This window comes from Nitratireductor sp., from assembly GCF_017794765.1.
Lineage (GTDB): Bacteria > Pseudomonadota > Alphaproteobacteria > Rhizobiales > Rhizobiaceae > Nitratireductor.
The window spans coordinates 2,190,840-2,212,562 of the sequence record NZ_CP051236.1 but is presented as its reverse complement, the minus strand read 5'-3'; the positions used below and the strand labels follow the sequence as shown (position 1 = coordinate 2,212,562).

Below are 21,723 nucleotides of genomic sequence, written 5' to 3'. Positions count from 1 at the left end.
ACATGACGCAGCAACCCGCCCAATCGCCGCAGTTCTTCCTGACCGCGCCTTCACCCTGCCCTTATCTGGAAGGGCAGTTCGAACGGAAGGTGTTCACCCATCTGGTGGGGGACAAGGCACCCGAACTGAACGATTTGCTGACCCAGGGCGGCTTCCGCCGCTCACAGAACATCGCCTATCGCCCGGCCTGTGAGACCTGTCGCGCCTGCGTTTCCGTCCGCATCCTCGCGCAGGAATTCCAGCCAACGAAAAACATGAAGCGCATTCTCAAGCAGAATGCCGATCTCATCGGCACCGCCCGTGATGCCGAACCGTCAACCGAACAATACACCCTGTTCCGTTCCTATCTCGACGCCCGGCACAAAAAGGGCGGCATGTCAGACATGACCGTGCTCGACTACGCAATGATGGTCGAAGACACGCATGTGAGTACCCAGGTGATCGAGTATCGCCGCCGCGGTCCCGACAGTTTTATCACCGGCAGGGGCGAGGGCGAACTGATGGCCGTCGCGCTGACCGACACGATGGGCGACGGACTGTCGATGGTGTACTCCTTCTTCAATCCCGAGCTCACCGATCGCTCGCTCGGCACCTTCATGATCCTCGACCACATCAATCGTGCGGTCGCCGCCGGGCTGCCGCATGTCTATCTCGGATACTGGGTCAATGGCTCGCGCAAAATGGCTTATAAGGTGCGTTTCAAGCCTCAGGAACATCTGGGCCCGCAGGGATGGGAACGCGTCGACTGACCGTCGATGTTAAAAACCTTTCTGCATCTGCCATGCCTCCCCCGGAAGGGTCTTACATGTCCACTCCTCCCGCTTCCTCCTCGCATGCCAAGGGGCTCGCACTGACAGCTTTTGGCGGCATGGCGCTCACCATCGATATTCCGCTGATACGGCTCGCCGACGGCGATCCCTGGCCGATCCTGATGGTCCGTAGCGGCCTGACCGTGACGGTGGCCCTTATCGTGTGGTTGATCTGGCGCGCATTCTCCAGAAATGTCCCGCCTCTCGTTCCCGGCCGGGTCGGGCTGGTGGTCGCCTGTCTCTACGCACTCTCCGCGCTCTGCTTCATCACCGCCGTCTACAACACGTCGACCGCCAACCTTGTGTTCATCCTCGCCTTCAACTCGATGTTTGCCGCGCTTCTTTCATGGCTGTTTCTGAAGGAGAGGCCGAAACCGGTCACGCTGATGGCCATGGGGGCCATGCTGATCGGTGTCCTGATCATCGTGGGCGGTGGCATCGGGGCCGGCAATCTGTTTGGCGATGTGATGGCGCTCGGTGCCGCATTCCTTCTTGCAACGGCCATCACCATCACGCGCGGCAGCGGGCGCGACATGGGGTTTGCCGCGCTCGTGGCCGTGGCACTACCCTTCATCGTCGCGGTGGTCATGACCGTCCAAACCGGCTACCGCATCGAGGCTCCCTGGTGGATCATCCTCAATGGAACGGTGATCATGCCGATTTCCTTCTTTTGCCTGTCCAATGGCCCAAAGTACATTTCCGGACCCGAAGTGGCGATGTTCTACCTTCTGGAGACAGTGCTGGCGCCAGTCTGGGTCTGGCTCATCTTCTCAGAGGTGCCGAGCAGCGCCACCCTCATCGGCGGTACTATCCTGATCGTGACACTAATCGCCCACTCGCTGTGGCAGCTGCATTCAGGCCGCAAGCGGCGACTGGCGCAAGGCGTGATGCGCCACCCACTGTAGGGTGCGCCGCGAGAGCGCAGTGACAGACACCCGCTATTTTTTCTTCATGGCCTGAGCCAACGCAGCCGCAAGCGCGCCCTGCGGCTCACTGCTGCCGCGCCCGCCCGGCTTTCCGTCGCCATTGCGTGGCATCCCGCCACGGGCAGATTTGCCCTGATCGCGCGGACGACCAGCGCCGGTTCCACCGCCGGCCCCTGCCCCGGTGGTTCCGCCGGCATCCCTGCGCATGGAAAGGCTGATGCGCTTGCGCTTGATATCCACCTCAAGCACCCGCACCTTCACCACATCGCCCGCCTTCACCACTTCATGCGCGTCCTTCACGAAACGGTCGGCAAGCTGCGAAACATGGACGAGACCGTCCTGATGGACGCCGATATCGACGAAGGCGCCGAAGGCGGCGACATTGGTCACCGTGCCTTCAAGGCTCATGCCGGGCTTCAGATCCTTGATGTCGTCGATACCTTCAGCAAACGTCGCCGTGCGGAAAGCCGGGCGCGGGTCGCGACCCGGTTTCTCTAGTTCGGCGATGATGTCGCGTACCGTCGGCAGGCCGAAGCGGTCATCCACGAAGACACGCGGATCGAGCGCCTTGAGGGCAGCCGCATCCCCCATCAGCGAACGCACGTCGCGCCCGCAGGACGAAACGATCTTGCGCGCCACGCCATAGGCTTCCGGGTGGACGGAGGACGCATCCAGCGGCTCCGTGCCGTTCTGGATGCGCAGGAAGCCGGCGCACTGCTCGAAGGTGCGCTGACCAAGCCGCGCCACCTCCAGCAGCTGCTTGCGGCTTGAGAAAGCGCCATGAGCGTTGCGATGGGCGACAATCGCCTCTGCGATCGATTCTCCAAGGCCCGAGACGCGGGCGAGAAGCGATTTCGATGCCGTGTTGAGATCGACACCTACCGCGTTCACCGCGTCTTCAACCACCGCATCCAACGCCCTGGCGAGACGATACTGGTCAACGTCGTGCTGATACTGGCCGACACCGATGGATTTGGGTTCGATTTTCACCAGTTCGGCCAACGGGTCCTGCAGCCGTCGCGCGATGGAAACCGCCCCACGCAGCGACACATCGAGATCGGGGAATTCGGCTGCCGCCGTGGGCGATGCCGAATAAACCGACGCGCCGGCCTCCGACACCACCACCTTGAGCGGTTTGGGCGCGGGCATGTCGGAGAGCATGTCGGCTACCATCTTTTCAGTCTCGCGGCTCGCCGTGCCATTGCCGATGGCGATGAGTTCCACACCATGTTTTCGAATAAGCGCGGAAAGTGCCGCCTGGCTGCCGCGCAGATCATTGCGAGGCGGGAAGGGATAGACCGTTTCGGTATCCAGCAGTTTTCCGGTTCCATCTACCACCGCAACCTTGACGCCGGTGCGGATGCCCGGATCAAGCCCCATCGTTGCGCGCGTTCCCGCAGGAGCGGCCAGAAGCAGATCCTTCAGATTGCGGGCAAAAACGTTAATCGCCTCTTCCTCGGCCCGCTCGCGCAGATCACGCATCAGATCGAGGCTCAGATGCAGGAAAAGTTTGACACGCCATGTCCAGCCGGCGACCTCCATCAGCCACTGGTCGCCAGGCAGAGTGCCGCCAATCTCATAGGCTGCCGCGATCATGCGCACGGCCGGTTTCAGCGGACTGGTGTCGTCGTTATCCACTTCCAGATCGAGCGCCAGCACGTCCTCATTGCGGCCGCGCAGCATGGCGAGCGCACGGTGGCTCGGCACACCGGCCCAGCGCTCTGAATGGTCGAAATAGTCGGAAAATTTCGCGCCCGCCTCTTCCTTGCCCTCGACCACGCGGGCGCGCAGCACCGCACGTTCCTTCATGTGATTGCGCAACTGCCCGACCAGGTCGGCATTTTCAGCAAATTGCTCGGCCAGTATGTCGCGCGCGCCCTCAAGCGCGGCCTTTTCATCCGGCACCTCTTCGCCCAGATAGTCCTTCGCAAGGTCTGCCGGCACTTTCGAGCGATCCGCCAAGATGGCTTCGGCGAGCGGTCCCAGCCCGCGCTCGCGCGCAATCTGCGCCTTGGTGCGCCGCTTGGGTTTGTAGGGCAGGTAGATGTCTTCAAGCTCGGCTTTTGTCGCTGCGGTAGCGATCTTCGTCTCCAGCTCCGGCGTCAGCCTGCCCTGCTCGCGGATCGAACCGAGGATCGTGTCACGCCGCTGGTCGAGCTCGCGCAGATAGGAAAGCCGCTCGGAGAGCGTACGCAATTGCGTGTCGTCGAGTCCGCCCGTCACCTCCTTGCGGTAGCGCGCGATGAACGGAACGGTCGCCCCTTCATCCAGAAGCCCGATGGCGGCCTCCGCCTGCTCCGGGCGGGCGCTGATTTCGGCGGCGATGAGGGCGGCAATGCGTTTGGGGTCTGCGGACATGGAATTCCCTGAATCGATTGGTGCGGCGAAGATAGTGCCAATCGCCTTAGCCTGCCGCTCACAAGAAGCGCTTTTCCACAATCGCGGACGTGAGAGGCCAGATGCACTGAGAGGGAGTGCGTCCTTCGACAAGCTCAGGATGAGGGAGGATGGAGCACGCCATCCCGAAATGAGATGACTGGCTCCTTGCGTCCCTCATCCTGAGCTTGTCGAAGGACGCACGGCGCGGAAACAGGCATCCAGGCCGCAGCGCAAATCAGCGCGGTGCGAGATCGGCGATGAGGTCGTTCACCACTTCGGCCATCAGCATGGAAGCGGAGAAATCGAACTCGTTTATGGCGACGAACACGCCCACACCACGCGTGGGGGCAAAGGCGTGATAGACAAACATGCCCTGCCGTCCGCCAGCCTTCTGCAGGATAAGCGGGCGATCACCTTCCGGCTGCATCACCACCCAGCCAAGCCCCATCGCATCCATATGGCCGGATTCATCAAAACCGTAGGTCGGATCGAGCGCGTCACGCTGGACATAGGAGGCATGGTTGAGCATCCGCATCTCGGCCATGTCCGACGAGAATTGATCGAGATGCCACTTGAGCCATTTCAGCATGTCGTTTGTGGTCGTGTAGAGACCGCTGGCCCCGGCCATGACCGGCGTGTTGGGAACATCCGGCAAGGGTGAACCGTCGAAATTGTGCCCCTGCATCAGGCGATCGCGATCAGCCTCACCGGGTGCAAGCGTGGTGTCTTTCAGCCCCAGTGGCTCCAGCACACGCTCGGAGAGCAGCTCGGCATAGGGCTTTCCGGCGGCGGAGCCGAGAGCGACGGCCAGCATGTCAAACCCGAAATTGGAATAGAGCCCGCCCGTTCCGGCGGGAAAAAGCTGCGCGCCTTCCGAAAGCGCCTTCGAATAGGCTTCCTTCGTCACCGTCGAGAACGGGTCATCGGCCGGCCCGCGCTCCACATCCACCTCGCGCGGCAGACCCGAAGTATGCGTTGCCAGATCGATCAGGCGAATGGGTTTGTCATCGAGAACGGGGATCTCCACGTCCCAGCCCAGCCGATCCTGCAGGCGATCGGTGAATTTGACCGTGCCATCGGCCACGAGGCTTGCAAGAACCGCGCCGGTGAACACCTTGCTGATCGACCCTACCCGCATCAGCGTGTCGCCATCTGGCGTCTTGCCATTGCCCTTTGCGGTTTCGCCGAATCCAAAAACAGCTGTTTCACCATCCCGCACGGCACCGATGATGAGCCCGGGCACATCCGTCTGCAGATAAAGAACCTGTCCGGAAAAGGAGACGGCTTCCTCAAGCAGGCTGTCTTTCGATACAGCAGGCTGCGCGAGCCCCAAAAACCCGACCAGCGCCAAAGCGGCCACAGCGGGTTTCATTCCTTTCATCCGGTGCAGCATTGTTGCCTCTCCTCTGTCTGCACGATCTCCTTCAGACCCGGCTGGCGATCCTCATCCGAATTTGCCGGTGCGCGGAAACCCTTTCGGTGCCATGCGGCCGGCGGCGGCACGGTTGCCCATCCATTCGGTGAGTTCCTCGCGCGTCTTGACGAAAGTCCGGTCAGCCGAATCCTTCCAGGAAAGTCCCTCTTCCATGGCGAAGGTCTTGATGTCGGAGACCCCGCCATCCTTGTAGCGCTGCAGGCGCACACCCTTGCCGCGCGTCATCTCCGGCACTTCGGCGAGCGGGAAGACAAGCAGCTTGCGGTTCTGGCCGACGACCGCCACATGGTCGCCCGAAACCGGCAGGCAGAGCTTGGCCTCGTCCGGGGTCTTTACATTCATCACCTGCTTGCCCTTGCGGGTGTTGGCCACGATCTCCTTCTCGGCCACGACGAAGCCGTTGCCCAGATGCGAGACAACCAGAAGCTTTCGCTCCGGATCATGCGCAAAGGCTGTCACGATGGCCTGATCATTGTCCATGTCGACCATGATGCGCACCGGCTCGCCATGGCCGCGACCGCCAGGCAGACGATCGGCGCCGATGGTGAACACCTTGCCGCCCGTCGTGAAGAGCAGGATCTTGTCGGTCGTCTGTGCATGGAAAGCGATCTTGAGGCTGTCGCCTTCCTTGAAGGACAGAGACGAGAAATCCGCCAGATGCCCCTTCATGGCGCGCAGCCAGCCTTTTTCGGAGAGTACCACCGTGATCGGCTCGCGCTCGATCAGCGCCTCGTGCACCTCTTCCAGATCGTGCTCCGGCGCTTCAGCAAAGGTGGTGCGGCGCTTGCCGAGAGCCGGGTTCTTCTCCGGATCGAAGGTCTGGCGCACTTTGGCCACTTCCCAGCGCACCGTCTTCCACTGGCGTGCGGTAGAGGCAAGCAGCGCCTCGATGCCTTCCTTCTCTTCGGAAAGCTTCTCGAACTCCTTGCGGATCTCAAATTCCTCAAGCTTGCGCAGGGCGCGCAGGCGCATGTTGAGGATCGCCTCGGCCTGCGTGTCGGTCAATTCGAAGCGCGCGATCATCACCTTCTTGGGCTCATCCTCCTCGCGGATGATGCGGATGACCTCGTCAATGTTGAGATAGGCGACCAGATAGCCGGCCAGAATTTCCAGCCGCTTCTCGATTTCGGCGAGCCTGTGGCGCGAACGGCGCAGAAGCACCTCACGGCGATGGTCGAGCCATTCGCGCAACACCTGTTTGAGCGAGAGCACGCCCGGCACCTTGCCGCGCGAAAGCACGTTCATGTTGAGCGGGAAGCGGCTTTCCAGATCGGTCAGCTTGAAAACCGATTCCATCAGGAGTTCCGGAGCAACGGTGCGGCTCCGGGGAACCAGGACGATGCGGATGTCTTCCGCGCTCTCGTCGCGAATGTCTTCCAGGAGCGGCAGCCGGCGCGAGATGATCAGTTCGGCGATCTTCTCGATCAGCCGCGATTTCTGCACGCCATAGGGGATCTCGGTGACCACAGCCGTCCACATGCCGCGCCCCTGATCCTCCTTGTGCCAGCGCGCCCGTACGCGGAAACCGCCGCGACCGGTCGAATAGGCCTCGCGGATCGAGGCCTGATCCTCGACGATGATGCCGCCGGTCGGGAAATCCGGCCCCTTGACGAACTCGAGAAGGCGGTCCGGATCGATTTCCGGATCGTCGATGACGGCAAGCGCCGCATCGCAAACCTCGGCCGCGTTGTGCGGCGGGATCGAGGTGGCCATGCCCACGGCAATGCCCGACGAACCGTTGCACAGAAGGTTCGGGAACGCGCCGGGGAGAACCGTGGGCTCCTCGTCTTCCTCATTGTAGGTCAGGCGAAAATCAACCGCATCCTCGGTGATGCCGGTCAGGATTTCCGAGGCGACCTCGGTCATGCGCGCTTCGGTGTAGCGCATGGCGGCAGCGTTATCGCCATCGATATTGCCGAAATTGCCCTGCCCGTCGACCAGCGGATAGCGCATGGCAAAGGGCTGCGCCAGACGCACCAGAGCGTCATATATCGACTGGTCGCCATGCGGGTGGAACTTGCCCATCACGTCGCCGACGATGCGGGCGCATTTGGCAAAGCCCTGGTCGGGGCTGAGACGAAGGAGCCGCATCGTGTGGACAATGCGCCGATGCACCGGCTTCAGCCCGTCACGCACATCCGGCAAAGCGCGATGCATGATCGTCGACAGCGCATAGGCGAGATAGCGCTCTTCAAGCGCCTTTTTCAGATCAACCGGCTCGACGGCATCACCGCCGTCGCCACCGGGCGGAAGCAAATCTTTTCCCATGGGTTCGGGTTAGACCAGAGGGTGATTCGCGGCAAGGGGGGAGTAGCGAGTAGCGAGTAGCGAGTAGCGAGTAGCGAGTAGCGAGTANGAGTAGCGAGTAGCGAGTAGCGAGTAGCGAGTAGCGAGTAGCGAGTATGGATTGCCTCAGGCGACGCAGGTGTCCAGCCCTTTTTCCCTATTCGCTATTCCCTATTCGCTACTCGCTCTGTTCCCTCACCGCGTCACCTGCGCCAGGAACCGCTCGATGGTCAATGTCGCGGGATCGCCTGGTTCACCCAGCTTGCGCGCGATCGAGCCGTGGGTGTAGCGACCACCGTCGAACACGGCTGAACGCGCTCCACGCGCCCTCAGGAGATTGGAATAACCATTGGTCAGCGCCTTGCGGCGCGCGCCGTTGGAGCCCGAATGCAGGAAGAGATGCGGCGGGAAGCCGGAGCCGCGCCGGGCATAGGTGACGGGCGACCAGCGCACCCAGTCGTTGGGATCGGAGCCAAACGCATTGATGTAGGGATAGCCGAGCGAACCACGCATACCCGCGTAGGCAACCATGTCATAGGCCTGCACGTCGTTGGGTATGACCCCGCGGATAGAGCCCGCAACGTTGCGGGCGGCCGCCATGGCGACCAGATGCGCCCCGGCAGAATGCCCCATGAGCACGATGCGTGAGGGATCTCCGCCATAACGCGAAATGTTGGAGCGCACCCAGGCGATCGCCGCCGAAAGATCGTTCACCTGGCCGTCAATCGTCGTCTGCGGAACCTTGCGATAGTCGATTGCCACAAGCAGGTAACCGCGCGAGGTAAGCCATTCGGGAAGCGAATAGACCTTCTTGCGCGAGCCCTTCACCCAGCCACCGCCATGGGCGTAGATCACCACGGGCGCCTTGCGTTGACCGAAGGAGAAAAGGTTCATACGAACGACACCGGCCTGCGCCGTGCGGCCAGGACGGTCTGGCGCATGAATGTCGAGTTTCAGTCCCTGACGGTAGGTGATGCCTTCGTGGAGCTCTACGGCCTGTGCGGCCAGCGAAAACAACATCGTCAGGAAAAGCCCTGCCCCCAGTTGCCCCAATGCCCTCATTCTCTGCCTCTCCCGGAGATTCCTTGGTGGTGCTTAAACCATTCGAACGCCCGTAAAATTGACACAGGAATGCCCTCAGGTCATCCTCAGATCGCATTTTCAGCCAACGAACCTGTTGGGTGACTGTTACCTTACGCAATTTCAAGGAAATTCCCATGCTCAGCCACATGACCAAGCTGAAGTCTCTTTCGCTCGCTGCGCTTCTCTCGGCAACGGCGCTGCACTCCGCCTGGGCCTGGGAGGCGGAAGAGGTCGCCGCCCGCTACAAGACCCTGCTTGGAGATCAGGGGCTGACGGCGGAATGGAGCGGCGTCCGCCAGGATGGCGATTCGATCGTTCTGGAAAATGCATCTCTCGGCCTTTTGGACGTCGAGGCGAAGGTCGAGCTCGGTGATTTTCTCCTGGAGGACGTTACCGAAACCGACAACGTCTACGAGATCGGCCGAATCGCGATCGACAGTTTCGAACAGTCGGAGGAAGGCTTCGATATCGCATTGAGCGGCCTTTCCGTCGAAGGGCTCATTCTGCCTAAAGAGGGCGAAAACGCGCCCTATGGCGGCCTGATGCAATATCGCCGCTTCGCGCTCGACAGCGCGCGTGTGGGGAAAGAAGAAACGCCCGTCTTTACCCTCGAATCGCTTCACGCCAACACCACGCTTGGTGACGGCTCCGAGGCAATGTCTTTTGTCGGAGCCGTCGAGAATTTCTGGCTGGATGTCGCAACGCTTACCGACAACGGCGATGCGCGCAGCAAACTGGGCGAATATGGCTATGAGGAGCTTGCTGGCAGCGTTGATATGGCCGGTAGCTGGGCTCTGGCCGACGGTCGCATGAAGATCACGCGCTACGACGTCAAGGTCGAGAATGCCGGAACACTGGCGATCACGGCGGACATCAGCGGCTACACGCCGGAGTTCATCCGCACCCTGCAGGATATGCAGAACCAGATGGATAGCGGCACCGAACAGCAGAAGCAGGCGCAGGGCCTTGCCATGCTCGGCCTCATGCAGCAGCTCAGCCTGCATGGCGCTTCGATCCGCTTTTCGGATGCGTCACTGACTGGAAAGGTGCTCGCCTATGCGGCGGAACAGCAAGGGGTCAAGCCGGAAGACGTCGCCAATCAGGCCAAAGCCATCGTGCCTCTCATGGCCGGTCAGTATCTCGGTCCAGACCTGACACAGCGCCTCTCAAAGGCCGTTACCACCTATCTCGACAATCCGCGCAACATCACGATCAGCGTTGCGCCGGAAGAAGGGATTCCGTTCGCCGTTCTGATGGGTACTGCCATGGGTTCACCTGAAGCGCTGGCCAAGCAGGTGGGCCTTTCGATCACAGCGAATGAGTGAGTGGTGAATAGCGAATAGTGAGTAGCGAGTAGCGAATAGCTGGTCGCAAAAAGAGACGGGTTGCAGGCCTTGCACAGCCTGCAACCCTTTTTTCGCTATTCGCTATTCGCTACTCACTATTCGCTCACTCAATCCTTCTTGACCGGTGCCAGACGCAGGTTCAATTCACGAAGCTGTGCGGCGCTCGCTTCCGAAGGCGCGCCCATCAGAAGATCCTGTGCCTGCTGGTTCATCGGGAACATGGTGATCTCACGCAGGTTCTTTGCGCCAAGAAGCAGCATGACAATGCGGTCGATACCGGCCGCCATGCCGCCATGGGGCGGTGCGCCATACTGGAATGCGCGGTAGAGACCGCCGAAACGTTCTTCAACGTCCTTTTGCGTAAAGCCGACTTTCTCGAAAGCCTTGACCATCACCTCAGGAAGATGATTGCGGATGCCGCCGGATGCGATCTCGAAGCCGTTGCAAACGAGATCGTACTGGTAGGCTTTCAGCGACAGCGGATCCTCGCCCTCCAGCCCCTCCAGACCGCCCTGCGGCATGGTGAAGGGGTTGTGGCCGAAGTCGATTTTCTTTTCGTCCTCGTTCCACTCGTAGAAGGGGAAATCGACGATCCAGGCGAGCTTGAACTGATCGCGATCAATCAGATCGAGTTCTTCGCCCGCTCGTGTGCGGGCAGCGCCGGCAAAGGCGGCAAATTTCTTCGGGTCGCCTGCAGCGAAGAAGCAGGCGTCGCCGTCTTCAAGGCCAAGCTGGGTGCGAATTGCCTCGGTGCGCTCGGGACCGATATTCTTGGCAATCGGGCCGGCGCCCTCAAGTCCCTCGCCTTCCTTGCGCCAGAAGATGTAGCCGAGCCCCGGCTGCCCCTCACCCTGCGCCCAGGAGTTCATGCGGTCGCAAAAGGCTCTGGAGCCACCCGTCTTGGCCGGAATGGCCCACACTTCGGCTTTCTCGTCATTGGCGAGAATGTTGGCGAAAACCTTGAAGCCCGAGCCGCGGAAATGCTCGGAGACATCTTCCATTTCGATCGGGTTTCTGAGATCCGGCTTGTCGGAACCGTATTTGCGCATCGCCTCGTCATAGGGAATGCGCGGAAAGACGTCCGTCACCGGCTTGCCGTTGGCAAACTTCTCAAAGATGCCGCGCATCACCGGTTCCATGGTCTGGAACACGTCTTCCTGCTCGACGAAGCTCATCTCGAGGTCAAGCTGGTAGAACTCGCCCGGAAGGCGGTCTGCGCGCGGGTCCTCGTCGCGGAAGCAGGGCGCGATCTGGAAATAGCGGTCGAAGCCCGACACCATGATCAGCTGCTTGTAGATCTGCGGTGCCTGCGGCAGTGCGTAGAACTTGCCTTCATGAAGACGTGACGGCACCAGAAAGTCGCGCGCACCTTCGGGCGAGGAAGCAGTGAGGATTGGCGTCGAATATTCAGTGAAGCCCGCCTCACCCATGGCGCGGCGCATCTCGGCGATGATCTTCGTGCGCTGAACGATGTTCTTGTGCAACGTGTCGCGGCGCAGATCGAGGAACCGGTATTTGAGGCGGATGTCTTCAGGATAGTCCGGCTCGCCGAACACCGGCAGCGGAAGCTCCTTCGCCTCGGACAGCACTTCGATCGCGCGGGCGAAAATCTCCACCTCGCCCGTGGGCAGGTTCTTGTTGATCGTCTCGTCGGTGCGCGCCTTTACCTCGCCATCGACACGGATCACCCATTCGCCGCGGACAGTCTCCGCGGTCTTGAACGAGGGAGAATCGGGATCGGCGACGATCTGCGTCACGCCGTGATGATCGCGCAGGTCGATGAACAGGAGGCCGCCATGGTCGCGCACGCGATGCACCCAGCCGGACAGGCGCACATTCGCGCCCACATCGGATTTTCTGAGTTCGGCGCAGGAATGGCTGCGGTAGCGATGCATGGTCATATCATCCGTGTTCTGAAATTCGTGCCCGGAACAAGGCGAAACCGTCCCGGAAGGTCGGCGGGAAAAGCGCATGGGAGGCCTGATTTGTCAAGGTGCCGGGCCGCAGCGCGCCCCCCACCGCCTCGGTATCAGGCCTTTTCATTCGACACGATGACACGGGCGGTGTCAGTTTCAGTCCACCAGTCACCGAGCGCATCGATCAACGGTACGAGATCGAGCCCCGCCCTCGTCAAATCGTACTCGACTCGCAGCGGATAGCCGTCGAACACCGTGCGCTCAACGATGCCGGCCTGTTCGAGCTTGCGCAACTCCAGCGAAAGCATCCGGTGGGACACGGTCGGGTTATCACGCTGCAACTCGCTGAAGCGCTTCGTGCCCTCCTTCAAGTAATAGATGAGCAGCGTCGGCCATCGGCCGCTCAACACGCGCATCACCTCTTCGATGGGACAGCGCGAAACCAGATCTTTCATGGCGAGGGTCCAGTCCAGGGTTACAAAAAAGTGCGTAATTTACATGGTGGCACAAGCCGCTAGGTTCCAGCATCGCTGCGCAGCGTGATCACCGAGAAATCACGGAGAACGATAAATGGAACCGATTCTTGTCTACGGCTTCCCGGCGGGAAGCTCCATGGGGCTTGTGGCCGGGCTGGAATGGCTTGGCAAATCCTACCGGCTTTGCCGGGTGGATATGCTTGGTGAGATGCGCGAGCCTTCCTATGCGCGCCTCAACGCCCGGCACGAAACCCCCGTGCTCATCACCGATGTGGGGGAGCCTCTGACTGAAACCATGGCCATTGCCGCGTGGCTGGAAGCGCGGGATGATGAGCGGCGCATCAGTTTTGCGCCCCGCTCAGCCGAAGCTGACCGGATGCATCAGCTCATGGCCTTTATCAACACGGGCTTCACCTCGGCATTCGGCCCTCTTTGGGTGGCTCTGGAAGACGATACCCTTGACGCGCAGAAGAAGGAGGTGCTGCGCGCCTTTGGCCGCGAAGCAGTCATCGAGCGTCACGATAAACTTGAGGCCATGACGGGAGACGGGCCGTATCTCGTTGGCGAGAGCCCTACTCTCGCGGACGCTCTTCTCATCGGCGTGGCACGTTGGCTTGATTTCCACGAGGTTGCTTCCCCGGAACGTTGGCCGAAGCTTTTCGATATACGCCGACGCATCGAGGCGGACCCGGCCATTGCCTATGCATTGGCGCTCGAAAGCGGCGAAAGCGTCGCCGGTTCTGGTGCGTGTCTCGGACATGTGGCGTTGCATGAGGTGATCGAACGATACGGCCGCTAGCTTCACGCCGGCAGACGTTGAAGGCATTCAATTCTGCCGGCACCCTGGCCACGCTTTCGATCATTCCGTCGGCTGGCATCCGCTCGACTGGGACCATCGCCCCGGCCTGCTGGCCCAAGAGAATTGGTACAGGGCATCCTATAGCTCGTTGTTGAACGGTGCGACCTGCCGCGCCTCCCAGCACGGGCCTCCCACCATGTCCAGCCTTCGCCCGCTGATCCCTCTTCTCATTGCCGCTGGTATCCTTTTGGCCGGCAACGGGCTTCAGGGCACGCTGATCGCACTTCGCGGCGCGGCGGAGGGTTTTTCCGAAACCACTATCGGCCTCATGGGCAGTGCGTATTTCGCCGGTTTCCTGATCGGCTGTCTCTACGTACCGCGTCTTTTGCGCGCGGTGGGCCATATCCGGGCTTTTGCGGCACTTGCGGCACTGGGAGCCGCCGGCGCGCTGCTGCTCGTGCTCTTCGTCGATCCGCTGGCCTGGATCGCGGTGCGTTTCCTTTCCGGTATCTGCTTTTCCAGCCTCTTCACCACCATCGAAAGCTGGCTGAACTCAGCCGCACAAAACACCAACCGCGCCCGCGTTCTGGCCATCTACCGCATCATCGACATCGCCGCTGTCACCGGCTCGCAATACATGCTGCCGGCACTCGGCATCGAAGGCTTCGTCACCTTCGCCGTCATGGCCATGATGATCACCCTGTCGCTGGTGCCGGTCTCCATGGCCGACCGGTCCAATCCCCGCCCGCCGGCCGAGTTGCGCCTCGACCTCGCCGCCGTCTGGCGCATCTCGCCGCTGGCCGCCTTCGGCTGTTTGGCGGTCGGCCTCACCAACAGTGCCTTCCGCATCGTCGGGCCGATCTACGGCCAATCCATCGGCTTCAGCGTTTCGGAGATCGCCACCTTCATGAGCGCGGGCATTATTGGCGGGGCGGTGATGCAATATCCTCTGGGGGCGCTCTCCGATCGTCACGACCGTCGCGTCGTCCTTCTCTGCACCACCATCGGTGCACTTGTCTCCGCGCTGATCATCGTCTGGTTTGCAAGCGACAGCCCCAACGCGAACATGCTCCTTGTCTTCCTGTTTGGCGCTTTTGCCATGTCGCTCTATTCATTGTCCGTGGCTCACGCCAACGATCATGCCCAGAAGGATCAGTTCGTGCAGCTCGCCGCCGGCCTGCTGTTTTTCTATTCGCTCGGCGCCATGGTCGGACCTCTGCTGGCCTCACTTCTGATGCAGCGTTTTGGCCCACACGCGCTCTTCTCCTACACGTCCATTGTCTATGCGGTGCTGATCGGCGTGACCTTCTACCGGATGAGCGTGCGCCCATCCGTTCCGGCAGCGAGGCGGCGGCGCTTTGCGGCGCTGTTGCGAACTTCGCCTGTTTTCGTCCGGATGGCACGGCGCAGCCGCAATCAGCGATCCATCGACGACCTTTAATCGCGGCAAGCGGATTCTTTCCTTTTTCGCCAGCATGACCTAAAGAAACAGAATGGATCTGATCACCAAGCAAAAAGACCTCGAAGCGGCGATTCACGTCTTCGAAAAATCCGATTTCGTCACCGTCGATACTGAGTTTATCCGCGAATCGACCTTCTGGCCGGAGCTCTGCCTGATCCAGATGGCAGCGCCGGGTGCGACCGCGCTCATCGATCCGCTCGCCGATGGGATCGACCTCACACCGTTCTTTGCGCTCATGGCCAACGAGAACATCGTGAAAGTGTTCCACGCGGCGCGTCAGGATGTCGAGATCGTCTACAATCTCGGGAAATTGATCCCCACTCCTCTTTTCGACACGCAGGTGGCCGCCTCCGTCTGCGGTTTCGGCGATAGTGTCTCCTACGATCAGCTCGTCGCGAAGATTACAGGCGCACGCATCGACAAATCATCACGGTTCACCGACTGGCGCCGCCGTCCTCTCTCCGACAAGCAGCTAAGCTACGCGCTCGCCGACGTGACGCATCTCATCGATGTTTACCAGCACCTCAAGACCGAGCTGGAGCGTGAGGGTCGAGCGCATTGGCTCAACGAGGAAATGGCGGTGCTGACAGCACGCGAAACCTATGACCCGCATCCCGATGATGCATGGAAGAGGCTCAAGCTTCGCGTCAAGAAACCCATCGACCTCGCCATACTCCAGCACGTCGCGGCCTGGCGCGAGCGTGAGGCGCGCGAGCGCAATGTGCCGCGTGGGCGCGTCATCAAGGACGACGCAATCTACGAAGTGGCACAGCAGCATCCGCGCGACAGCGAGGCGCTGGGGCGGCTTCGCACGATTCCGAAAGGCTGGGAACGATCCAGTGCAGCGGCGGGGCTTCTGGGTGCCGTCGCCAAGGCGATGGCGATTCCGAAAGAGGATCTGCCGCGCCTGCCCCGTCCACCCCAGGCCCCCGAGGGAGCAGCCGCTGCGGCCGAACTTCTCAAAGTGTTGCTGAAGCTCGTAGCCGACAAGCAGGGTGTGGCGCCGAAAATGCTTGCCTCCAGCGACGATATCGACCGTATCGCCGCCGAAGGCGCGGATGCTGATGTTCCGGCCATGTCAGGCTGGCGGCGCGAGGTCTTCGGCAAGGAAGCGATGAAACTGGTGCAGGGCGAGCTTGCGCTGCGTTTCAACAATCGGAAGATCGAGATCTTTGAGCCCGCCGATGCCCATAGCGAGGCTGCGGAATAGCAGCAGAACTGGATTCCACAGCCTTTTTCTTCCAATCGATCATCGCCGGATGATGCTGTTCTGACATCAATGCCCTTTCTCCCGGATCACGGAGGAGAAAGGGGCTGTCAGCGCTACCCCAGCCTATTCTTTCGCCACTTCGAGTGCCAAATTCAGTCCCGTGACTTTGGCCAGATGTGCCATTCGGCCAACAGGGCGTTCTCCCATCAAGGCTTCATGTGATTTGGGAATGAGAAGCACTATGGCACCGTCTTCCCGCTTTTCCCACTTGAGCTTGGGTATGATGCCCGGCATCGAAGCCGTCAGCAGATAGACCACTCGCAGAAGACCTCCCAGTATCCGTGCTCTCTCGACGTAACGGGGTGTCGCCAGCTGGCGCATACGCGGCGACAGGGCATCATTGAAGAGCCCTTCATGCCGAAACAGGTTGGCAAGCGCGATGAAGGCCCGGCCCGGGTGGTCAATGCCGATGAAGGAGCCATGAGCGATAATGTTGAGCGACTGGGTGCCCCGGTATTCCGGGTGCGCGCGCCAGCCAATGTCGGCCAGAAGACACGCCGCCTCGCGATAGCGCGCCTCCTCCTCCGTCTCTTCGATGCCAAGCGCCTCCAGCGCCGGTCCACTCCACTCAGCCAGTTCACGCGCGTGAGTCACCGAACGTGACCGCAGCACGGCGAGTTCCTGAGCGGCCGAAAGCAGCGGATCCCGCCTGCGATCTTCTTCCTCCAGCAGCGAGTAGAGATAGCCTTCACGCACGCCGAGTGCCGAGAAGACAATCTTGGACGGGTTTGATGCCTTGATGATTTCCTGCAGCACCGTCGCACCATAGGGCAGAAGCGTACGGCGGTTCTTGGAGATGTGGCTGATACCGGCGAAACGGTCGACACCGCCGGCGACGCGTTTCAGAAAATCCATCGACTGCTCGATGTCCATCTCGTAATGGTGCATCACCTCGAGTGGATAGCCGGTTTCAAGCATGTGCAGGCGGGCGAGGTTTCGCCATGTGCCGCCGACGCAGTAGAAGGGGCGCCCGGCTCCGTCCTTCATCCACGGGGCGCGGGCCAGTTCATCTCGAGCGATGCGCCCGGCCCTGGTTACGGAGTTTTTCGCCATCTCTTTAAGCCGCAAGCCGCCGAGTGGTAGGGTAATGCCGTCGCCCATCTCGTAGCCTTCAACCTCAACGAGTTCGAGACTGCCGCCGCCAAGGTCGCCGACAATGCCGTTCGGCTTGTGAAAGCCCGACATGATGCCGAAGGCGGAGTATTTCGCCTCCTCGCGGCCGGAGAGCACACGAATGTTCGTGCCCAGAATGTCTTCTGCCCGGTGGATGAAGTCCGGGCCGTTCTTCGCCTCGCGTGCCGCAGCGGTCGCAAGCACGTGCAGGGATTGCGCGCCGGCCTGCTCGGACAGCGCGCGGAAGCGGCGGAACTCTTCGACCGCCCGCGTCACGCCTTCAGGGTCCAGTTCGCCCGTCGTGACGATACTCTTGCCGAGGCCGGCCAGCATTTTTTCGTTGAACAACACACTCGGGGAGCGCGCGACCCCCTCGTAGATCACGAGGCGAATCGAGTTTGACCCGATATCGATGACCGAAACGGGACGCCGGTCCTGAAGCCGGCCCTGAGATTCAGCTATGCCCAAAAGATATGTCCGTTAGTCCGTTGGTGAAACGGCTTCGGCATCTACCTTCTTGCGCTTTTTGAAAGCGGCGATCCGCTTCGGCGCATGAGACTTCAAGGCATTGCCGCGACCGGATAGGCTCGGATTCGTCATGAAATATTCCTGAGCGTTGAACGGTTCTTCTCCCTCTTCAGGCATAATGCGCCGAGAGGTGCCATCGGGCAATACTTCAAAGCTTTGCTGGTTGTCCATGATGTTTCCGAGCATAATTTGCCCGAGAACCTGCTCATGCACCGTGGGGTTGGTGATCGGCACCATGGTTTCCACGCGCCGATCGAGGTTGCGTGGCATGATATCGGCCGACGAAATATAAACCACCGCCTCGTCGGACGGCAGGCCGTGTCCGTTGCCGAAACAGTAGATCCGGCTGTGTTCCAAAAAGCGGCCAACGATGGATTTCACCCGGATGCGCTCGGAAAGGCCCGGCACCTGCGGACGCAGACAACAGATGCCGCGCACCACCAGATCGATCTCGACACCCGCCTGCCCTGCCTCATAGAGCGCGTCGATGACGAGCGGGTCCACCAGTGAATTCATCTTCATCCAGATCTGGCCCGGCCGTCCCGCCTTAACATGCTCGATCTCCGCGCGAATATGATCGAGCAGCCGGTTGCGCAGCGAGAAAGGCGATACGGCTATTCGCATTTCGCCATCGGGCTCGGCATAGCCGGTGATAAAGTTGAACACCTGCGCCACATCACGTGCGATCTGCGGATCGTCCGTGAAGTAGGACAGGTCGGTGTAAATCCGCGCAGTAATCGGGTGATAATTGCCCGTGCCCAGATGACAGTAGTTGCGCAGCTTGCCTTCCTCGCGGCGTACCACGAGCGACATTTTCGCATGCGTCTTCAATTCAATGAAGCCGAACACGACCTGCACGCCTGCCCTTTCCAGGTCGCGCGCCCAGCGGATGTTCGCTTCCTCGTCGAAGCGCGCTTTCAGTTCCACCAGCGCCGTAACGGATTTGCCCGCCTCGGATGCCTCGATCAGGGCCCGCACGATCGGGCTGTCATTCGAGGTTCGGTAGAGTGTCTGCTTGATCGCGACCACTTCCGGATCCTGCGAGGCCTGGCGCAGGAACTGCACCACCACGTCGAACGATTCATAGGGGTGGTGGACAATCAAATCCTTCTCGCGGATGGCTGCGAAACAATCGCCATTATGCTCTCGGATGCGTTCGGGAAAGCGCGGATTGTAAGGCTGGAACAGAAGGTCCTCCCGCGGCACCTTCACAATCTCGGAAATCTGGTTGATGGCCAATGGCCGTTCCAGAACAGTGATGCGGTTTTCCGCGACACCCAATTCGCTCGCGACAAAATCCCGTAAGCCTTTTGGCATCTCATTGTCGAACTCGATGCGGATCACCGAGCCGCGGCGACGGCGCTTCAGGGCCGATTCGAAAAGGCGTACCAGATCCTCGGCCTCTTCCTCAACCTCGATATCGCTGTCGCGGATGATGCGGAATGTGCCGGAGCCAATCACCTGGTAGCGCGGGAAAAGCTTTCCGATAAACAGGCTGACGACATCTTCGAGCGTAATGAAACGGACCGTGCCGCTGCGGTCGGGCAACTGGATGAACCGCTTAAGCGCCACGGGCAGACGCAAAAGCGCGGTCATCGGTTCCAGCTCGCCTTCGTGTTGCAGTTCGAGCGCGATGGAAAAGCCAAGATTTGGAATAAATGGAAACGGGTGCGCCGGGTCGATGGACAGCGGAGTCAGAACCGGAAAAATCGCTTCCATGAAATGGTCTTCCAGCCATTTCATGTCAGATTGATTCAAGGCGTCGGCACGAACGAGCTCAATGCCTTCCCTGCCCAGGAGCGCCAGAAGCGCATTGAGGCTGTCGTGCTGATCGATCTGTAGCCGCGCCACCTCGCGCAACACATGTTCAAGCTGCTCTTCGGGCGTGCGGCCGTCTGCGCTGCGCGTGGCGATGTGCTCGCGTACCTGTCCGGCGAGACCTGCAACACGCACCATGAAGAACTCGTCCAGATTATCGGCCGAGATCGACAGGAACCGCAGACGCTCCAGAAGCGGGTGGCTCTCGTTCTGAGCCTCATCCAGAACCCGCCTGTTGAACTGGAGCCAGGAGAATTCACGGTTGACGAAACGGTCCGGGCTGGCGCCGGCGATTTCATCGGCAGCGCCTGTCTCCAGAGAAAACTCATTCCGAACCGGCTTCAGTTCATTCATAATCTCACTCGCGCTTTTCCAGTCACACGACACAGTTCGCTTGCCGCCAGTTTATCTGGTGACATGGTTTTGCGACAGTTTCATATCATAGGCTTGCAAAGATGCAGTTTATGCTACAAACGCAGGCAACTTCCAACGCATTCCAAGCGGGAGACGATGATGGCCGGATCTGCCATTCCCCATTTTCAGAACACCAGCGGACACGAAGTAATCGAAATCGGCGTGAAGGAATTCATGTGCGTCGGCGCCAATCCGCCCTTCGATCATCCGCATGTGTTCATCGACATGGGCGACGAGAACGAACGGGTCTGCCCCTATTGCTCGACGCTCTACCGTTACAACCCGGCGCTGAAACCCGCCGAGACCAAGCCCGAAGGTTGCCAGTTCGAGGAAGCGGCCTGAGTAGCCAACAGGCCGATGACGGACGCCCCAGCAGCAATTATTGCCGGCGCAGGCATTGCCGGCCTGACGGCTGCGCTCGCCATGGCACGGCAAGGATTGCCGGTGCGCATCTACGAGCGCGCGCCTGATCTGACTGAGGTCGGCGCGGGTCTTCAGCTTTCTCCCAATGCGACGCGCCTTCTGGCCCGCCTCGGCGTGCTTGACGTCCTTGGAGATCGGGCCGTGCGCCCGCAGGCGGTGACCCTGATGAGGGCTGGCAACCTGTCTCCCCTTGCCCAAGTTCGTCTGGGGGATGCGGGCGAAACACGCTGGAATGCACCTTATCTGGTTGCACACCGCGCGGATCTGCAAAGCGCGCTTCTTGAGCGGGCGCGAAGCGAAGCGTCGATTAAGGTCGTCACCGGAGCTTTGGTCGAGAAATCAGAGCTTCTAAAGGATGGCGGTGTGCGGTTGCACATCCGGCGAGACGACGCCATTGAGGACGTTCACACACCGCTTCTGATCGCCGCCGACGGCGTGTGGTCACATTCCCGACGTCTTGTCCGCTCCTCCGTGCGCAGCCGCTTCACCGGATACATTGCCTGGCGTGCGACGTTGCCAGTAGCAGAGGCGCGGGCAGCACTGGGCGATGCTCTTGTCGCTGACAGGGTGACAGCCTTCCTGGATCCGGCGTTTCACCTCGTCGCCTACCCGATCAGCGGTGGGCGTGCGATCAATCTGGTCGTCATTTTGCCCGGCGAAGTACCGCTCAATGCCTGGGCGCAGGACGTCGATGATACCCCTCTTAAAAAGACCCTCGCCCGGGTCAATCCGGCCCTCGGCCGGCTCGCAGGATCAGAGAGCGCCTCATGGACGGTCTGGCCGGTTCATGCAGTCAACCCCGCAGACGCGTGGACCAGTCCGCAGGGGGTGGCGCTCATCGGCGATGCAGCCCATGCAGTCCCTCCCTTTGCCGCTCAGGGTGCCGGGATGGCTATCGAGGACGCGGTCGTGCTTGCCAGGCTTTTGGTCGGTGCTGCCGGCGAACCGGCCTCTGCCCTCGCCACCTATGAAGCGGCGCGCAAGCCCCGGGTGATCCGCGTTGCCCGTCGCGGCGCCTTCAATCGCTTCACATGGCATGCACGCGGCGCGGTCGCGCTTGCGCGCGACATGGTTCTGAGAGGGCGCGGCGATAACGCTCTCATGGCTGATTTCGACTGGCTATACGGTTTCGACGCAGAAGCTCCCGAGCACTTCTGAACTCCCGGCACCACCTACCTGTATCAGAAATGAGAAACGCCGCGCCTCCACAGGGAGACGCGGCGCTGGTGTTTCGGTTCGT

General features: G+C 60.9%; 16 protein-coding genes. 8 read left to right on the top strand and 8 right to left on the bottom strand.

Features of this window, described 5'->3' with window-relative positions; translation table 11 throughout:
• Positions 1-2: 2 nt before the first annotated feature.
• Together HF949_RS10435 and HF949_RS10430 are read left to right on the top strand one after the other, a co-directional pair.
• On the top strand, positions 3-749 hold the full coding sequence (locus HF949_RS10435; protein ID WP_292894810.1) for an arginyltransferase: 747 nt from the start codon (positions 3-5) through the stop codon (positions 747-749).
• A gap of 56 nt (positions 750-805) precedes the next feature.
• Positions 806-1,714 (top strand): DMT family transporter, encoded by a 909-nt coding sequence (locus tag HF949_RS10430; protein ID WP_292894808.1) that lies wholly within the window; start codon positions 806-808, stop codon positions 1,712-1,714.
• A 33-nt stretch (positions 1,715-1,747) separates the two neighbouring features.
• Here the strand turns inward: HF949_RS10430 and HF949_RS10425 are convergent, their stop codons facing one another.
• The 4 genes from HF949_RS10425 to HF949_RS10410 all read right to left on the bottom strand — a co-directional run bounded on the left by HF949_RS10425 (position 1,748) and on the right by HF949_RS10410 (position 8,897).
• Positions 1,748-4,093, bottom strand: a complete 2,346-nt coding sequence (locus tag HF949_RS10425; protein ID WP_292894805.1) for a Tex family protein — start codon at positions 4,091-4,093, stop codon at positions 1,748-1,750.
• A 256-nt stretch (positions 4,094-4,349) separates the two neighbouring features.
• Complete coding sequence (gene ampH / locus HF949_RS10420) at positions 4,350-5,486, bottom strand: D-alanyl-D-alanine-carboxypeptidase/endopeptidase AmpH (RefSeq protein WP_292894802.1); 1,137 nt, start codon at positions 5,484-5,486, stop codon at positions 4,350-4,352.
• Positions 5,487-5,558: 72 nt separating this feature from the next.
• Positions 5,559-7,817 carry a DNA topoisomerase IV subunit A gene (gene parC, locus HF949_RS10415; RefSeq protein ID WP_292894799.1) on the bottom strand — a complete coding sequence of 753 codons (2,259 nt, stop codon included), beginning with the start codon at positions 7,815-7,817 and terminating at the stop codon, positions 5,559-5,561.
• Positions 7,818-8,030: 213 nt separating this feature from the next.
• Positions 8,031-8,897 (bottom strand): alpha/beta hydrolase, encoded by an 867-nt coding sequence (locus HF949_RS10410; protein WP_292894796.1) that lies wholly within the window; start codon positions 8,895-8,897, stop codon positions 8,031-8,033.
• Positions 8,898-9,052: 155 nt separating this feature from the next.
• Here HF949_RS10410 and HF949_RS10405 point away from each other — a divergent pair, with 155 nt between their 5' ends.
• On the top strand, positions 9,053-10,243 hold the full coding sequence (locus HF949_RS10405) for a hypothetical protein (protein ID WP_292894793.1): 1,191 nt from the start codon (positions 9,053-9,055) through the stop codon (positions 10,241-10,243).
• A gap of 128 nt (positions 10,244-10,371) precedes the next feature.
• Here the strand turns inward: HF949_RS10405 and aspS are convergent, their stop codons facing one another.
• Complete coding sequence (gene aspS, locus HF949_RS10400; protein WP_292900123.1) at positions 10,372-12,159, bottom strand: aspartate--tRNA ligase; 1,788 nt, start codon at positions 12,157-12,159, stop codon at positions 10,372-10,374.
• Between the two features lie 134 nt (positions 12,160-12,293).
• Positions 12,294-12,635 carry a winged helix-turn-helix transcriptional regulator gene (locus HF949_RS10395; RefSeq protein ID WP_292894790.1) on the bottom strand — a complete coding sequence of 114 codons (342 nt, stop codon included), beginning with the start codon at positions 12,633-12,635 and terminating at the stop codon, positions 12,294-12,296.
• 115 nt (positions 12,636-12,750) lie between these two features.
• Between HF949_RS10395 and HF949_RS10390 the strand changes: the two genes are divergently transcribed.
• From HF949_RS10390 to rnd, 3 genes are all read left to right on the top strand, one after another.
• On the top strand, positions 12,751-13,455 hold the full coding sequence (locus HF949_RS10390; protein WP_292894787.1) for a glutathione S-transferase family protein: 705 nt from the start codon (positions 12,751-12,753) through the stop codon (positions 13,453-13,455).
• 196 nt (positions 13,456-13,651) lie between these two features.
• Positions 13,652-14,896 (top strand): MFS transporter, encoded by a 1,245-nt coding sequence (locus HF949_RS10385; RefSeq protein WP_292894784.1) that lies wholly within the window; start codon positions 13,652-13,654, stop codon positions 14,894-14,896.
• Positions 14,897-14,948: 52 nt separating this feature from the next.
• On the top strand, positions 14,949-16,127 hold the full coding sequence (rnd, locus tag HF949_RS10380) for a ribonuclease D (RefSeq protein WP_292894781.1): 1,179 nt from the start codon (positions 14,949-14,951) through the stop codon (positions 16,125-16,127).
• Between the two features lie 123 nt (positions 16,128-16,250).
• On the opposite strand, the gene ppx is transcribed toward rnd, so the two are convergent.
• Both ppx and HF949_RS10370 read right to left on the bottom strand, forming a co-directional pair.
• Positions 16,251-17,768 (bottom strand): exopolyphosphatase, encoded by a 1,518-nt coding sequence (ppx, locus tag HF949_RS10375; protein WP_292894778.1) that lies wholly within the window; start codon positions 17,766-17,768, stop codon positions 16,251-16,253.
• 12 nt (positions 17,769-17,780) lie between these two features.
• Positions 17,781-20,000: an RNA degradosome polyphosphate kinase gene (locus HF949_RS10370; protein WP_292894775.1), complete on the bottom strand. Its 2,220-nt coding sequence runs from the start codon at positions 19,998-20,000 to the stop codon at positions 17,781-17,783.
• 159 nt (positions 20,001-20,159) lie between these two features.
• Here HF949_RS10370 and HF949_RS10365 point away from each other — a divergent pair, with 159 nt between their 5' ends.
• Both HF949_RS10365 and HF949_RS10360 read left to right on the top strand, forming a co-directional pair.
• Positions 20,160-20,402 (top strand): zinc-finger domain-containing protein, encoded by a 243-nt coding sequence (locus HF949_RS10365; RefSeq protein WP_292900122.1) that lies wholly within the window; start codon positions 20,160-20,162, stop codon positions 20,400-20,402.
• 15 nt (positions 20,403-20,417) lie between these two features.
• A complete protein-coding gene (locus tag HF949_RS10360) occupies positions 20,418-21,641 on the top strand; it encodes an FAD-dependent monooxygenase (protein WP_292894772.1) in 1,224 nt (407 codons plus the stop codon).
• Positions 21,642-21,723 lie beyond the last annotated feature (82 nt).